We start from the raw sequence: 14,583 nt of genomic DNA, 5'->3' as shown, positions 1-14,583 counted from the left end.
ATGAATTTCTACGACCTGCTTTACATCGACGGCCAATGGGTCAGCCCCGTCAAAGGCGGCAGCTTCGAGACCATCGACCCGAGCAATGAGTGTGTAATCACCCGCGTAGCCGCTGCGACCGCGCCGGACATCGACCGGGCGGTAAACGCCGCACGCCGTGCGTTTGATGAGGGCCCGTGGCCGCAGATGAGCGGGGCTGAGCGTGCCATTGTGCTGCGCCGGATCGCCGCCGGAATCCGCGAGCGTCAGCAAGCCCTGGCCGAGCTTGAGGTGCGGGACAACGGCAAGCCTTTGCCCGAAGCGCTGTGGGACATCGGCGACACGGCCGGTTGTTTCGAATTCTATGCCGATCTGGCCGAAGACCTCGACGGACATCGGGAGCAAGCGATTTTCCTCGCGGATGAACGCTTCAGCTCAATCGCCCGTAAAGAGCCCATGGGGGTCGCGGGCGCGATCATTCCCTGGAACTTTCCGATGCTGATGGCGGCCTGGAAAGTCGCTCCGGCGTTGGCGGCGGGTTGCTGCATGGTGTTGAAGCCCTCCGAACTCACGCCGCTGACCGCATTGGAACTGGCCGACATTGCCCATCAAGCCGGGTTGCCCGCCGGTGTGTTGAACGTCGTGACCGGCCTGGGCAACGAGGCCGGCGCACCGTTGAGTGAGCATCCGGGCATCGACAAGCTGGCCTTCACCGGCAGTGTACCGACCGGGACGAAGATCATGCAGTCGGCGGCTCGCGACATCAAAAACATCAGCCTGGAATTGGGCGGCAAGTCACCGTTCATCATTTTCAATGACAGCGACATCGACGCGGCCGTCGAATGGATCATGTTCGGGATTTTCTGGAACCAGGGCGAAGTGTGCTCCGCGACGTCCCGCGTGCTGGTCCAGCGGGATCTGTACGAGCCGTTGCTCAAGCGCCTGGTCGAACAGAGCCGAAGCTTGAGCATCGGCAATGGTTTGAAAGAGGGGGTGTTGCTCGGGCCGCTGGTGAGCCGTGGCCAATACGACAAAGTGCTGCAAGCCATCGCCAAAGGCCAGGAGGAGGGTGCAACCTTGTTGTACGGCGGCACGCGTCCGGCCGACTGCGAAAAAGGCTACTTCCTGACGCCGGCGATTTTTGCCGATGTGCCCGAAGAGAGCTGGATCTGGAAAGAAGAAATCTTCGGCCCGGTAGTGTGCGTGCGTCCATTCGACGATGAGGCCGAGGCGCTGCGTAGCGCCAACGATTCACGCTTCGGCCTCGCGGCGGCGGTGATGTCTGCGGATATGCAACGGGCGGAGCGGGTCGCGCGCCGACTGCAGGCTGGTATTGTCTGGATCAACTGTTCGCAACCCACCTTCACCGAAGCACCCTGGGGTGGCTACAAACAAAGCGGGATCGGCCGTGAGCTGGGTGAGTGGGGCTTGAACAATTACCTGGAAACCAAGCAGATCACCCGTTATGACAGCCAGCAGCCTTGGGGCTGGTACATCAAATAGAGGAGGCCGAGATGCGCTGGAAGAAAACCCTGCAAATGGCCGACGTGCACTGCGAAGGCGAGATCGGCAAAGTCATTACCGGTGGTGTGCTCGACATCCCCGGCAAGACCATGCTCGACAAGATGAACTACATCAACGAAGTGGACGACAGCCTGCGTCGGCTGGTGGTGCTGGAGCCTCGCGGCTGCCTGCAAATGTCCGTCAACCTGCTGTTGCCATCCACCCGGCCGGAGGCGCAGGCCGGGTTCATCGTATTACAGGCAGACAAGGCTCACCCGATGTCCGGCAGCAATTGCATTTGCGTGGTCACCGCGTTGCTGGAACTGGGCATTTTGCCGATGCAGGAGCCGTCCACCACCGTGGTGCTCGACACGCCGGCCGGTCTGGTCACGGCGCGTGCCCAGTGTGCGGATGGGCGTTGTCTCAGCGTTTCGCTGGATATGGTGCCCTCGTTCGTCGAGCATTTGGGCGTGGTCATTGAAACCGCCGAGTATGGCCCGATCAAGGCTGACATCGCCTTTGGCGGGGTCTATTACGCGCTGGTGGATGTCGATCAGATCGGCTTGAGCATCGCTCCGGAAAACGCCCGTACGCTGGCCAGCGAAGGGGTGCGTTTGCGGCGGTTGATCAACGAGCAGGTGGTGGTCCGCCATCCGTTGATCAAAGAGCTGAATGAAGTCGCGTATGTGATGTTCCGCCATCGCCTCGACGACAAAGCCTGGCAAACCTGCACCACGTTGCCGCCCGGCCGGGTGGACCGCTCGCCGTGCGGAACTGGCAGCTCGGCGAACCTGGCGACCCTGAGCGCGCGCGGTCTGGTGCAGCCAGGCGACCAGCTCACTTCGCGCTCCACCATTGGCGGTGAATTCAAGGTCGAGTTGCTGGGCCTGACCGAGGTGGGGGATCGGCCTGCGGTGTTGCCGAGAATCACCGGGCGGGCCTGGGTGTATGGTCTGCATCAGATTGGTGTAGACCCGGACGACCCGCTCCGCGAAGGGTTCATGTTGAGCGACACCTGGGGCGAAGGTTTCTAACCGAGCCTTGGCTGATGCTAAAGTTGCGGGCCGGACAGACGTCCGGCCTGTATCGCTGAGAGCTGCCTGATGAGCAAAGACACCGCTGAAACCAACGCAAGCGTCAAGCGCCATGGTGGGCGCTACATTTACGAGGAGCTGCGCAAACAGATCCTGACGTTGAAGCTCAAGCCTGGCACGCCGCTGGATGAAGTGTCGTTGGCGGCGCAGTTCGGCTTGTCGCGTTCGCCTGTGCGCGACGCCCTGGCAAGGCTGATCAGCGAAGGGCTGGTGACGATTCTGCCCAATCGCACCACGTTGGTGACGCCGTTCGAGATCGAAGAGTTCCCTAACTACATCTCCGCCCTGGACCTGATTCAGCGTGCCGTCACAAGGCTTGCGGCGCTACAGCGTACTGACGAGGATCTGGCGCGTATCCGCGCCGCCGATGCCGCTTATCTGGAGGCCGTCAGTACCGGGGATTTCCAGGCGATGTCGGAAATGAACAAAGCTTTTCACATGACCATTGCCGAGGCCGGCAAGAACCCTTACTTCATCAGCTATTACGAGAAGCTTTTGGGAGAGGGGCAGCGACTGCTGCATCTGCATTTCGACTACATCATCAGCGCCGCCAGCACGAGTACGCGGTTGGGGCGTGACCATGACGAAATGATTGACGCCATCGCCGCGCGCAATCCGGATGAGGCCGAACAGGCCGCGCACGAGCACACCATGCTGTTTCAGCGGCGCTTCCTGGCCTACATGCAGCAGAACCTCACGGGAAGCATGTCGGTGAATTAGTTCGGGTGTTGGAGGCGGCATGGACGTCCGTCTTGCGGCGTTAGTATTTTTCCATTTACCCATCATTCCTCTTGAAAATAATCAGTCTAAAAACCCCGACCCAGGCTTCGAATGGTTTGCTATTCTGAGGTTGTAGGTGAAGACGCAGACTGATGCGCAAAGGGATAGCGAGGAGGCGTGGGGCGCGCTCCCAAGGGTACACGGTTAGAAAGATCTCCGCGCTGAGATCCAGCCCTTATGCCGTGTGAGGCAGAACAGCCCAAAGCTAAAAATCCTGTTCTGTGAGAGGCCCGATAAACCTTGTAAGCCAGAGACCAGCGCTGGCCACCTACTCGATTTCCAAAGCCCGCCTTGTGCGGGCTTTTTCGTGTTCGCTGTAGCAGCTGCCGAGCTGCCTCGCAAGCTCGACAGCTGCTACGGCGAACGCAGCCTCGCAAGCTGCTACAACGAGTGTGTTGCCTGTTTGATGTGAGCGGTAAAGCCCGACTGATCCGCAGCAATCTCATCACGCAACGTGAGTTGCGGAATGTCATACGCCCCTGAATTTTGCGGTCGGAACGCAATCGGCGCAGTTTCCCACAGGTCATCCAACCGTTGGCCGAGCGCCTCACAAGTTGCTGAAAATCTCGCCTCATCCATTCGGCTGGTCCGATAGATCACGAACGGTGGCAGCACGTCGAAGCCGGGGTAGAACAGTACGCCATGCTGGATCGGGAATAGCACATCGTCGATCGGCCCATTGATGCCCCGTGGGCTGTAATGAGATTCCCAGCCACCCGTGGTGACGATCAACATCGCCCGTTTGCCCGCCAGCGTGCCTTCCCCGTAACGGTCGCCCCAGCGCGCATCGGAATGCTCCCCTACGCCGTAGGCAAAACCATAGGCATAGACGCGTTCCACCCAGCCTTTGAGGATCGCCGGCATCGAGAACCACCACAGCGGAAACTGCAGGATGACGGTGTCGGCCCAGAGCAGTTTTTCTTGTTCGAGGACGATGTCCTGGCGTTGCCGGCCTTCTTTGAAGGCACGCTTGGAGTCTTGCGACGGATCGAACCGTGCGTCGGCAGGCCGGCCGAAACTGTCATCGGCGTCCAGCGAGGCTTTCCAGTCCATCGCATACAAGTCGGAAACCTGTACCTGATGGCCGGCAGCTTCCAGGCGTTTGACGGCAAAGTCCTTGAGCGAACCGTTTAACGATTTGGGTTCGGGATGGGCGTAAACGAGCAGAACATTCATGGGCTGAGTCTCCGTTGTCAGAAGCCAGCAGAATCAGGCCTTACCCGGTATATTGGAAATGAATAACCAATATGCCAGGTATTGTCATGAATAATCTGCGTCGTCTGGACATCAACCTGCTGCTGACCCTTGATGTCTTGCTCTCGGAACACAACGTGACCCGTGCGGCGCAACGCCTGAATTTGTCGCAACCGTCGGTGAGTGTTCATCTCGCCAAATTGAGGGATATTTTCAACGATCCGCTATTACTGCCAGGACCACGGGGCATGCGGCCCACGGCCCGGGCCGATGAGTTGCGCGAGCCGTTGCGCCAGGCCCTGGAAGCCCTGGAGCGCGCGGTGTCGCCCGCCAGCCCTTTCAACCCGGCCGAGGCACGGCAGACGTGGAATGTCATGGCGTCGGACTACGGCGAGTCGACCATCATCTTGCCCGCGTTGGCCGGGCTGCGTTCGGCGGCACCCGGCACGCGTTTGGCGGTGCTTGACCTGATGCCTTCACAACTGGCCAAACAAGCGGAGCAGGGGGCAATCGACCTGGCGTTTCATACCACCGAGGATGCTCCCCCAGGCTTGCGACGTCGTGCATTGTTTACCGAACGCTATGTGTTGGTGGGGCGTACTGGCCATCCGCTGTTGAGAAAGCGACCGACACTCGCGCAGTTCTGCGAACTCGACCACGTCATCGTATCCCGGGATGGCGGAGGCTTTCAGGGTGTCACCGATCAGGCGCTTTCCCAGCTGGGCATGACGCGCCGAGTGGTGCTTTCGCTCCCCCATTTTCTGTTTGTCCCGTCGGTGGTGGAGAGCACCGACATGGTCGCGATGCTGCCAGCTCGCCTGGTTCGCGATACGCACGCTTTGACCATGGTCGAGCCCCCGCTTGAAGTCCCGGGTTACGAGATGTCGATGCTCTGGCCCGAGCGCTGTCACCGCGACCCTGGGCATCAATGGTTGCGTGAGTTCATCGTGAGTGCCTTGTGATGGGTATCAATCAAACACAATCCCTTGTGGGAGCGCCTTGTGTTCATTGAGGTGTTTGGCTAATCTCGCACAAACACGCAAAAACAGGCATAACCATGCAAGCCGAGTATTCCTCCGCCGAACTCCCCCAACTGCGCCGCCAAAAAATCCTGCTGATCCTCGAACGTGACGGCAAGGTCATGGCTTCCGAGCTGAGTCAGCATTTCGCCGTGTCCGAGGACACCATTCGCCGAGACCTGTCGGAGCTGGCCAGTGCCGGGCTGGTGCAGCGGGTGCACGGCGGGGCGTTGCCGCGTCCCAAGGACACGGGCAAGGATTACTTCACTCGGGTCAGCGAAACCGACGAGGTGAAAACCCGGTTGGCGCAGCTCGCCGCGCGCCGGGTCAAGGACGGCCAGATCGTGATGTTCGATTCCGGGAGCACCACGCTGCAGATCGCACGCTCGCTGCCTTCCGACATTGTCATCACGGCCGTCACCGCGTCGCCGATGATTGCGATCACGCTGGCCGAATACAAAGGCATCACGGTGATCGTCGCCGGTGGTCAGCTCAACCCGGCGACGATGTCTTCCAGCGGGCATGAAACCCTGAGATTGATCGAGGGCATCAAGGCCGACCTGGTGTTCACCGGGGTCTGTGCCATTCATCCGGAAGTCGGCCTCAGCTCGCTGCATTTCGATGAAGTGCCGGTGAAGCAGGCGATGCTCGCCAGCGCCTCCCACGTGATTGCCGTGACCACCGCGGACAAACTGGGTGCCGTGGAGCCCTTTGTGGTTGCGCCTTGTGCCCGTGTGCACACGCTGATCACCGAACGTCATGTGGCCTCGGGCAATCTTGAGGACTATCAAAGACTGGGGATCGAGGTGGTGCAGGCAGACGCCTGAGCGTCATCGCGCCCGGCGCTGCATGGGTTACGCTGATAGCAACGACGGGAGGAATGCAGTCATGACTGAGCGTCATATAACCCACTCGGAAACGCTGTCGAACGGATGCACGATTGAGGTCAAAGCCGAGATATTGAGAGACGGTTCGCTGAAGATGTTCATGGGGGTCTATTGGCCGGACGGCTCGGCCATTGTCGAGGACAAGCACCCCTCGCCGCATCTGCTGGACATGGAAGCGGCGATGGAGTGGGCCATCGAAAAAGCCAAAACCATCGGTAACAGCCAGAGAACGCTGTAAGGCCCGGTGATAACGGAATCATTGACCGGCTTGAGGGTCGTAATTATGGGTTTGAACGCACTGCGATCGATTCGCCGCTAGCGTCACCTCATCCCCGTAGTTCTGACCTTTTAGGACGTTAAAATGAAGCGCACCGCGATAATGACCCTGGCCATTGCAAGTACTCTCCTGCTGGGAGGTTGCTTTCCTTACTGGGAAGAGGGAGACAGGTACGATCGGGATCACCGTGAATACCGTCGCGACCATGATCGTGGCTATTATTACCGTGATGATCGTGGGTATGACCGGGATTATGATCGTCGTGATGATCGCCGTCGGCACCGCGACCATGACGACCGAGACGATTGACCTGTCTGCGCCCAGCTCCAGAGCGGCCATCACCGCTCTGATCTCCTGAGGAATAATCATGCGAAGGCTGACTGGGCATATTGTTGCACCCCTCACTCAATGGCTGACGGCGGCAGGTATCGGCCTGACTGCCGTGGTGTTCAATGCACAGGCACAAATCCCACCTCAAGCCACTCAGGAAATAAACAGCTTGCTGGACTTTGTCGAGCACAGTGAATGCCGGTTTGTGCGCAACGGAAGCGAATACGGCGGCCCTCAAGCCCGGGCGCATCTGGAGAAGAAGCTGGAGTACCTTGAAGAACAGGACAGGGTGAACAGCGCCGAAGACTTTATTGAGCTGGCGGCCACCCAAAGCAGCATGAGTGGCCGCGCCTATGAAGTGCGCTGTCCGGCAGGCATACAACCGGCCAACCTCTGGTTGAAGACCGAGCTACAGCGGCAACGGCAACGTCATTGATGGTGTCTTGATGCGCTAGCGCAGCACAATCAAGCAGCCGCCTTTACGGCGTGCCAAACATCGCCGTCCAGTAAATACCCGCGTCACTCTTCGGGTCCACCGCATAGGCTGCACCCAATTCGCGAAATTGTGGGTTCATCAGGTTGGCGCAATGCCCCGGGCTGGCCAGCCAGCCATCGACCACCTTGCGCACTGTGTCCTGCCCGGCGGCGATGTTCTCGCCGACCTGCTGGCCGGCGTACCCCGCCAGTTCAGCCCGATCACCTGGCGTGCGGCCGTCGCGGTCCTTGTGATCGAAAAAGTTTTGGTTGGCCATGGCCCGGCTGTGGCCCTCGGCGGCTGATCCCAGCGTGGCGTTCCAGACCAGCGGCGTGGTGGCGGTGAAGGATTGGGTACCGCACTGGCGCGCTTGCGTGCGGGCGCTGTTCATCGCTTCAAGGAGTTTCTGTCCCTCCGCCTGCCAGTCGCCCAAGCGCCCCGTCAACAGCGGGCGCGCCAGCACGATGCGCCACTCGCGGCCCTCCCGGCTGACGCCTATATCGACAAATTGCGGGTCCAGCACCACCCGGCAGAAGCTCTCCTGAATCGCCTTCATCGCGGCGGGCGCATCACGCGGGCCGGACAAGCTGATTGCCTGCACATTAACCATCGGGTACGCCGCGCGGGCCAGTGCCTGCTGCAGGTCGCCGATGCTGTTGGCGGACAGCACCAGGCGCGGATCGCTGGCCAGCGGTGGTAACTCCGAAGACGCCTGTCCGGCACAGCGCTGTACCTGGCTGCGGTAAACGTTGATCGACTCTACCAGCTGTTGTTCATCGGCCGCCGACGCGATGACGCTGAACACCAACCCGAATGACAACACGCCAAGATGCAAAACGGATGACAGGCTGAGCATGTAAATCTCCCTTGAACGATCTGTGCCCATGATGCGCGATGTCCCCCCTCCCAATGCAATGCCTTTTCGCGCTCAAATGCAGTTTATTGCCTGCCTGTCGGTATGAATTCCGGCTACTACAATCAACCCAGGTCTGCGATCGTTTCGTTGCTCACGAAGGTTTCAATCAGAAGGGTCGGAACATGCGATTCAAAGGGGTAGCCACCTGCTTCGCAATCATCCTTCTGTGCGGCCAGGTGTGGGCAACCGACCAGGAGCAAAAAAAGGAAGTGGCCGAAGAAAAGGCGCAGGTTCTGGAGCAGAAAGCGGCAGAGAAGGGTAGCGAAGCTCCGGTGCCCAAATCCGAGGTCATCACCCCCTCCGAAGCGCAGGCGGTCGATCCGGCGGGCACCGCGCCGCTGGAGGATGCCATTACGTGCCTTGCACGCAGTATCTACTGGGAAGCCAAAGGGGTAACTGCTGCCGACATGGAAGGCGTCGCCAGCGTGGTCATGAACCGGCTGGGTCACGAAGGTTTTCCGGATACGGTGTGCGCTGTGGTCAAGCAAGGTTCCGAAAAGCATGCCTGCCAGTTTTCCTGGTGGTGCGACGGGCGTGCGGATCAGGTAAAGGAAGACGACGAATATGCCATCGCCAAGGAGATCGCGCGCAAGGCACTCAACAAGCAACTGACGGACCGCACCCACGGTGCCTTGTATTTCCACGACAGAACGGTGAAACCCGACTGGGCGAAGCAGTACATCAAGACGGGCGAGACCCGGAAGTTTCTGTTCTATAAACCTGGTGGCGGAACGGCAAAGTAGGTGCGAATCGCTTCGCACCACCTGGAGCCAACCCTCTACTGGCCGCTTATGCTACGGGAGGGAAACGCTACGGTGATGGTCAGCCCCTCGCGCTTCCAGTCACGGCGGATTTCGCCGTGAAGCTGGCCATGCACGGTCGCTTTGGCGAGAAGGGTGCCGAACCCGGTGCTGTCGGGCTCCCGGTCAATGAGCGGGCCATTCCTTTCGCTCCAGACCACGGTGAATACCTCCTCACTCTCGCTACAGGCAATATCCAAAAGCCCTTCAGGCAAAGAGAGCGCCCCATATTTCGCGGCGTTGGTTGCAAACTCATGCAACAGCAGAGCGAAGCTGGTGACTGATGCACCGTCAATCGTTATGTCAGGGCCGGTCACGACGGCGCGTGACTGGCTGGTATCCCCGCTATCGGCATAAGGCGCGAGAATGGTTTGAATGAGGGCATGCAATGTCGTTGGCTGCTCGTTACTCAAACCGTGCGGTATGGTCAGGGTATGGGCTCGCGCCAATGCGTTCAGCCGTGCGCAAACGGCGGAGGCGAGTTCACCGGGGGTCGTTGCCGAACGGGCGCTCAGTGAGACCACGCTGTTTGCCAGGGTGAACAGGTTTTTCACCCGGTGATCCATCTCTCTGATGAGCAGGCTCTTTTGTTCTTCCGCCTGTCGTCGCTCAGTGATATCGCGAGCGATTTTGGCCGCTCCGACAATACGGCCTTGCCGATTTCTGATAGGGGAGACGGCGAGAGAGATCTCGACCAGGCTGCCGTCTTTGCGCCGCCGGAGGGTTTCATAGTGTTCGATGCGCTCGCCTCGACGGATGCGCGCCAAAATGCCGGGTTCCTCATCCCGCCGATCCAGGGGGATGAGCATATCAATGGGTTGGCCGACCGCTTCCTCGGCCGTGTAACCGAAGAGTCGCTGGGCGCCAGCGTTCCAGTTGGTAATCGTGCCGTTCAGGTCTTTGGCGATGATCGCGTCGGCGGACGATTCGACCAGCGCGTCATGGATCAGCGCGGATTTGTCGGCGACGGTCTGGTCAGTCAGATCGATCAGCATGTTAACGGCGCCTATCAGGCTGCCTTCTGCATCGAAGATCGGCGAGGGGCACGCCAGAAAACGAACGCGTGTGCCATCCGGACGCTCGGCGATGGCTTCAATCCCTCTGACAGGACGTTGTTCCTTCAATGCCATGGACATGGGGCATTCATCGTGGGGCAGCGGCGTGCCGTCAGGCCAATAGAGCTTCCAGGAGCCGCAAAAGGCGCTCTCCCCAAGCGCCGGGGTCATTCCCCACAGCGCCACCGCTGCACGGTTGTAAAAGGTGATCAGACCCTTGGCATCGGTGGTGTAGATGGCCTCGGGCAGTGCCTCAAGGACATCGCTCAACCCCAGGTCGTGAAGGAACGGGGAGGTTTGCTCGCTACCTTCTGAGGGTGTACAGGTAGGTCCAATAGCGGTGTCGTCCTCATGGACAGGCCCTTGGCTCATTCGCAAACTCCATGCTGGTGGTGCCTTGGCACTCGATTCAGGTGATTCGGGTTGAAACACAGGATATAGCGATGTGGCGAGGTCCCGGAAAGAACCTTGCCTCTAATTAAGGACTATTTTTGGTCGCGCACAAGAAGCTTGATCGAAATTCGCTCGCTGCTGCCCGTACATTTTTACGCTTTCTTTACGGTAGGTGTTTTCCCTTGCGAGGATACTTGCCGCGTTTTTTTGAACGTCGACAGGCCTGCAAACTCTCCAGGTCACCTGAACGAACGGCATGACACCCATGGACTAATCTCATTATCAAGCCGTGGGGTTTCATGGCTGAGTTCCAATGTTTACCCGGTAGCCCCGCAAACCCTCTTGCTCGAAGGTGGCATGCCATTTATTTCCTTCAATCTCAGAGAAGCTACCCGTGAGCGAAACAGCGATCCCCGCCCATGAAAACTCCCACGCCAAAACATCAGGAGTGGGCTTGCTCGTCGCCGCGGTCGGCGTGGTTTATGGGGACATTGGTACCAGCCCGCTTTACACCCTCAAGGAAGTGTTCGCCGGCCACTATGGCGTCCAGGCCAATCAGGACGGTGTACTGGGCATTCTGTCGTTGATTTTCTGGTCGCTGATCTGGGTCGTCTCGATCAAGTACGTGCTGTTTATACTGCGCGCCAACAACCAGGGCGAGGGCGGCATCATGGCCTTGACGGCACTGGCACGCCGGGCCTCGGCGCCTTATCCGAAAATGAGCCGGAACCTGGTGTTGCTCGGGCTGTTTGGCGCGGCACTGTTTTACGGGGACAGTATGATCACCCCGGCCATTTCGGTGCTCTCCGCGGTTGAAGGTCTGCAACTTGCGTTCGAGGGCATCGGGCATTGGGTCGTTCCGCTGTCCGTTATCGTTCTGGTAGCACTTTTCCTGATCCAGAAACATGGCACGGCGCGTATCGGCATCCTGTTCGGCCCGGTCATGGTGCTGTGGTTCGTGGTGTTGGGCATTCTCGGTACATTCGGCATTCTGCAACGCCCGGAAGTGCTGCAAGCGCTCAATCCTGCTTGGGCGGTGCGATTCTTCGTGGTTCATCCGGGCATTGGCATCGCCATTTTGGGCGCCGTGGTATTGGCATTGACCGGTGCTGAAGCGCTGTATGCCGACATGGGCCATTTCGGTCGCAAACCGATTGCCCGTGCCTGGTTCATGCTGGTGCTGCCTGGCCTGGTGCTCAATTACTTTGGCCAGGGGGCGTTGATCCTCGGGAACCCGGAAGCGGTACGCAACCCATTCTATCTATTGGCACCCGACTGGGCGCTGCTGCCGATGGTCGCGCTGTCGACACTGGCCACCATCATCGCCTCCCAGGCGGTGATTTCCGGGGCGTTCTCACTGACTCGCCAGGCTATTCAGCTGGGTTACGTGCCGCGTATGTTTATCCAGCACACCTCCAGTCAGGAGCAGGGGCAGATTTACATCGGCCTCGTGAACTGGGCGCTGATGGTCGGCGTCGTGTTGCTGGTCATCGGCTTCGAGTCGTCCAGTGCGCTGGCGGCGGCGTATGGCGTGGCGGTGACGGGGACCATGTTGATCACGACCATCCTGTCCTCGGCCGTGGTCCTGCTGCTGTGGAAAACACCGCGCTGGTTGGCGATTCCGATGCTGTTGGGTTTTCTCGTGGTCGACAGTCTGTACTTCGCCGCCAACATATCGAAGATCTTCCAGGGTGGTGCGTTCCCGGTAATCGCCGGTATTGCCCTGTTCATTTTGATGACCACCTGGAAGCGCGGCCGCAAGATCATTGTCGAGCGACTGGACGAAACTGCTCTGCCGCTGCCGTTGTTCATCAGCAGCATTCGCGCGCAACCACCCCATCGTGTGCAGGGTACGGCGGTATTTCTGACGGCCAGATCCGATGCTGTCCCCCATGCCCTGTTGCACAACCTGTTGCATAACCAGGTGCTGCACGAGCAGGTGGTGTTGCTCACCGTGGTGTCTGAAGACCGCCCGCGTGTGCCTGCGGATCAGCGGTTCGAGATCGAGTCTTTTGGCGAAGGGTTCTTCCGGGTCAGTCTGCACTTCGGCTTTATAGAGGAGCCCGATGTGCCGCTGGCGTTGAGTCTGTGCCATTTGAAAGAGCTGGATTTCAGTCCGATGCGCACCACCTATTTCCTCAGCCGCGAGACGGTCGTCCCGACCAAGCGTATCGGCATGGCCCGTTGGCGCGAGACCCTGTTCGCGTTCTTGCTGAAGAACGCCAACAGCAACCTCAAATACTTCAATTTGCCGCTCAATCGTGTGATTGAGCTGGGTACGCAGGTTGAGATGTAGCGACTCATCCCTGTGGGAGCGGCGGTGCGCTGCTCCCACAGGTAGACCTCGCCCATGGCACGCTGCGCAGAGTCTTGCCGCTGTGGCAGGCTCCGCCCGTCTCGGTTTATGCCCTCACCGAGACGCGACTGTTACCGGCGAAAACCCAACGGTTCATCGAGTTTCTGCGTGAGAAATTGCAGGATGCTTAGCGGGTGGTGACTGCCTTCCACTAGGCAAGACCCGCGGGAAAGCGGACGTTCAGCCTTCTCTCTAAAAGACCGCGAACAGAGTTAACGATGAAATTTATGCCCGTGGATTCGATTGTGGGCTTTAATGTCCATGCTCACTATGCAGCCACGTTAGCTTCGACTCCGTACGAAGGTGGATGCGCCTGACGGCGGATTCAGGTTGCTGTGCACTTGTCCAATCAAGGAAGAAACGACATTGAAAATAGCTTTTGGCGCCCTGTTGTTGATCTGCCTGACTCCTCTCGCACTCGCTGACGAGAACCCTGTCGGCTTCCAATCTTCCACACTGCCGGACCCGCACAGTGACCGCTCACTGGAGATGGTCGTTTGGTACCCCAGTGCGACTACCGCCGCCACGCAATTGATCGGCGATGATGTGGTGTTTGTCGGTGCTTCTGCCGTTCGTAACGCGCCGCCCGCTGCTGGCAAGCATCCCTTGTTGGTGCTCTCCCACGGATACAGGGGGAACTGGAGCAACCAGATCTGGCTTGCCAGTGCTCTGGCTCATAGGGGGTACATCGTCGCCGCAATCAATCACCCTGGCACCACCACTCATGACCGTAGCCCTCAAGCGGCGGCGCAGTTATGGCAGCGCCCGGTTGATTTACGCCGAGCCATAGATGCGGTCACGACTCAACCAGAAAAATTCGGCTTGGTCGCCAATGACCGAATTGCAGTAGTGGGCCATTCACTCGGCGGCTGGACCGCCCTGGAGATAGCCGGCGCTCGTTTCGATCCAGACCGCTTCGCCCTTGACTGCAAAGCTCACCCGCAGTTAGCGAGTTGCACCGTCTACGAAACGATAAACCCTGCAAGCACCTCAAAATCAAAGGCCGCGTTGGCCGCCGATTTGCGCGATAAACGCGTCTCTGCTGTGGTCACATTGGACCTGGGCCTTTCACGGGGCCTGACCGATGAAAGCCTGGCGGCGCTGCCGGTACCAACGCTGGTGATCGCTGCCGGTGTACCGTCGCGCGAGCTTCCTGCTGAGTTGGAGTCTGCCAACCTGGCCAAACGCTTGCCTGCGGCGACAAGCCGTTACGTCGAAATCAGCGACGCAAGCCATTTCAGCTTCTTGTCGATGTGCAAACCTGGCGCGCAGAAACTGCTCGAAGACGATGTACCAGGCGATGGCATCATTTGCCTGGATGGCGACGGCGGTCGCTCACGTGGGGTGATTCAGCAGCAGATCACATCGCTGATAGCAGAGTTTCTTCAGTCATCCTACAAAGAAGCAAGTTTGTAAACTCGTGGTGCGGGAACTGCTGCAGCTCAACAAAAAAACCGCTGTAGCAGTTTTGGCGTCCGCGCGATCTGTCAGATCGGTTGGGCAGGGAAGTGGGCTCTGCGGCGGA

At 59.3% G+C, this 14,583-nt stretch carries 14 protein-coding genes and 1 pseudogene; 12 read left to right on the top strand and 3 right to left on the bottom strand.

The window, feature by feature from the left end:
- The 3 genes from FFH90_RS18460 to FFH90_RS18450 all read left to right on the top strand — a co-directional run bounded on the left by FFH90_RS18460 (position 1) and on the right by FFH90_RS18450 (position 3,296).
- Complete coding sequence (locus FFH90_RS18460; protein WP_111453427.1) at positions 1-1,482, top strand: aldehyde dehydrogenase family protein; 1,482 nt, start codon at positions 1-3, stop codon at positions 1,480-1,482.
- 11 nt (positions 1,483-1,493) lie between these two features.
- Entirely contained in the window at positions 1,494-2,516 is a 1,023-nt protein-coding gene (locus tag FFH90_RS18455) for a proline racemase family protein (RefSeq protein WP_138867803.1), read from the top strand.
- A gap of 69 nt (positions 2,517-2,585) precedes the next feature.
- Positions 2,586-3,296 carry a GntR family transcriptional regulator gene (locus FFH90_RS18450; RefSeq protein WP_111453429.1) on the top strand — a complete coding sequence of 237 codons (711 nt, stop codon included), beginning with the start codon at positions 2,586-2,588 and terminating at the stop codon, positions 3,294-3,296.
- A 441-nt stretch (positions 3,297-3,737) separates the two neighbouring features.
- On the opposite strand, the gene FFH90_RS18445 is transcribed toward FFH90_RS18450, so the two are convergent.
- Positions 3,738-4,532, bottom strand: coding sequence for an NAD(P)H-dependent oxidoreductase (locus FFH90_RS18445; protein WP_111453430.1), 795 nt, complete (start codon positions 4,530-4,532; stop codon positions 3,738-3,740).
- A gap of 86 nt (positions 4,533-4,618) precedes the next feature.
- Here FFH90_RS18445 and FFH90_RS18440 point away from each other — a divergent pair, with 86 nt between their 5' ends.
- From FFH90_RS18440 to FFH90_RS18420, 5 genes are all read left to right on the top strand, one after another.
- On the top strand, positions 4,619-5,512 hold the full coding sequence (locus tag FFH90_RS18440; RefSeq protein WP_138867802.1) for a LysR family transcriptional regulator: 894 nt from the start codon (positions 4,619-4,621) through the stop codon (positions 5,510-5,512).
- A gap of 95 nt (positions 5,513-5,607) precedes the next feature.
- The gene (locus FFH90_RS18435; protein ID WP_138867801.1) at positions 5,608-6,396 is read left to right on the top strand and encodes a DeoR/GlpR family DNA-binding transcription regulator; all 789 of its coding nucleotides are present in this window, start codon (positions 5,608-5,610) and stop codon (positions 6,394-6,396) included.
- A 61-nt stretch (positions 6,397-6,457) separates the two neighbouring features.
- A complete protein-coding gene (locus FFH90_RS18430) occupies positions 6,458-6,694 on the top strand; it encodes a hypothetical protein (protein ID WP_007942075.1) in 237 nt (78 codons plus the stop codon).
- Positions 6,695-6,817: 123 nt separating this feature from the next.
- The gene (locus FFH90_RS30745; RefSeq protein WP_081626573.1) at positions 6,818-7,042 is read left to right on the top strand and encodes a hypothetical protein; all 225 of its coding nucleotides are present in this window, start codon (positions 6,818-6,820) and stop codon (positions 7,040-7,042) included.
- Positions 7,043-7,100: 58 nt separating this feature from the next.
- Positions 7,101-7,499 carry a DUF5329 domain-containing protein gene (locus tag FFH90_RS18420; RefSeq protein WP_064618435.1) on the top strand — a complete coding sequence of 133 codons (399 nt, stop codon included), beginning with the start codon at positions 7,101-7,103 and terminating at the stop codon, positions 7,497-7,499.
- A 43-nt stretch (positions 7,500-7,542) separates the two neighbouring features.
- Here the strand turns inward: FFH90_RS18420 and FFH90_RS18415 are convergent, their stop codons facing one another.
- The gene (locus tag FFH90_RS18415; RefSeq protein ID WP_138867800.1) at positions 7,543-8,394 is read right to left on the bottom strand and encodes a CAP domain-containing protein; all 852 of its coding nucleotides are present in this window, start codon (positions 8,392-8,394) and stop codon (positions 7,543-7,545) included.
- A gap of 182 nt (positions 8,395-8,576) precedes the next feature.
- On the opposite strand from FFH90_RS18415, the gene FFH90_RS18410 reads away from it, so the two are divergent.
- Complete coding sequence (locus FFH90_RS18410) at positions 8,577-9,197, top strand: cell wall hydrolase (protein WP_138867799.1); 621 nt, start codon at positions 8,577-8,579, stop codon at positions 9,195-9,197.
- 35 nt (positions 9,198-9,232) lie between these two features.
- Here FFH90_RS18410 and FFH90_RS18405 read toward each other — a convergent pair whose 3' ends face one another.
- Complete coding sequence (locus FFH90_RS18405; protein ID WP_178114253.1) at positions 9,233-10,579, bottom strand: PAS domain S-box protein; 1,347 nt, start codon at positions 10,577-10,579, stop codon at positions 9,233-9,235.
- Positions 10,580-11,096: 517 nt separating this feature from the next.
- Between FFH90_RS18405 and FFH90_RS18400 the strand changes: the two genes are divergently transcribed.
- From FFH90_RS18400 to FFH90_RS18390, 3 genes and pseudogenes are all read left to right on the top strand, one after another.
- Entirely contained in the window at positions 11,097-12,998 is a 1,902-nt protein-coding gene (locus FFH90_RS18400) for a potassium transporter Kup (protein WP_050563969.1), read from the top strand.
- A 20-nt stretch (positions 12,999-13,018) separates the two neighbouring features.
- Positions 13,019-13,189 (top strand): annotated as a pseudogene (locus FFH90_RS30405) (LysR family transcriptional regulator); the annotation flags it as partial.
- A 235-nt stretch (positions 13,190-13,424) separates the two neighbouring features.
- Positions 13,425-14,474, top strand: a complete 1,050-nt coding sequence (locus FFH90_RS18390; RefSeq protein WP_138867797.1) for an alpha/beta fold hydrolase — start codon at positions 13,425-13,427, stop codon at positions 14,472-14,474.
- Positions 14,475-14,583 lie beyond the last annotated feature (109 nt).

It is taken from the genome of Pseudomonas sp. ATCC 43928 (assembly GCF_005938665.2).
Lineage (GTDB): Bacteria > Pseudomonadota > Gammaproteobacteria > Pseudomonadales > Pseudomonadaceae > Aquipseudomonas.
The sequence above is the reverse complement of the archived record's forward strand: the minus strand, read 5'-3'. Positions and strand labels throughout refer to the sequence as shown.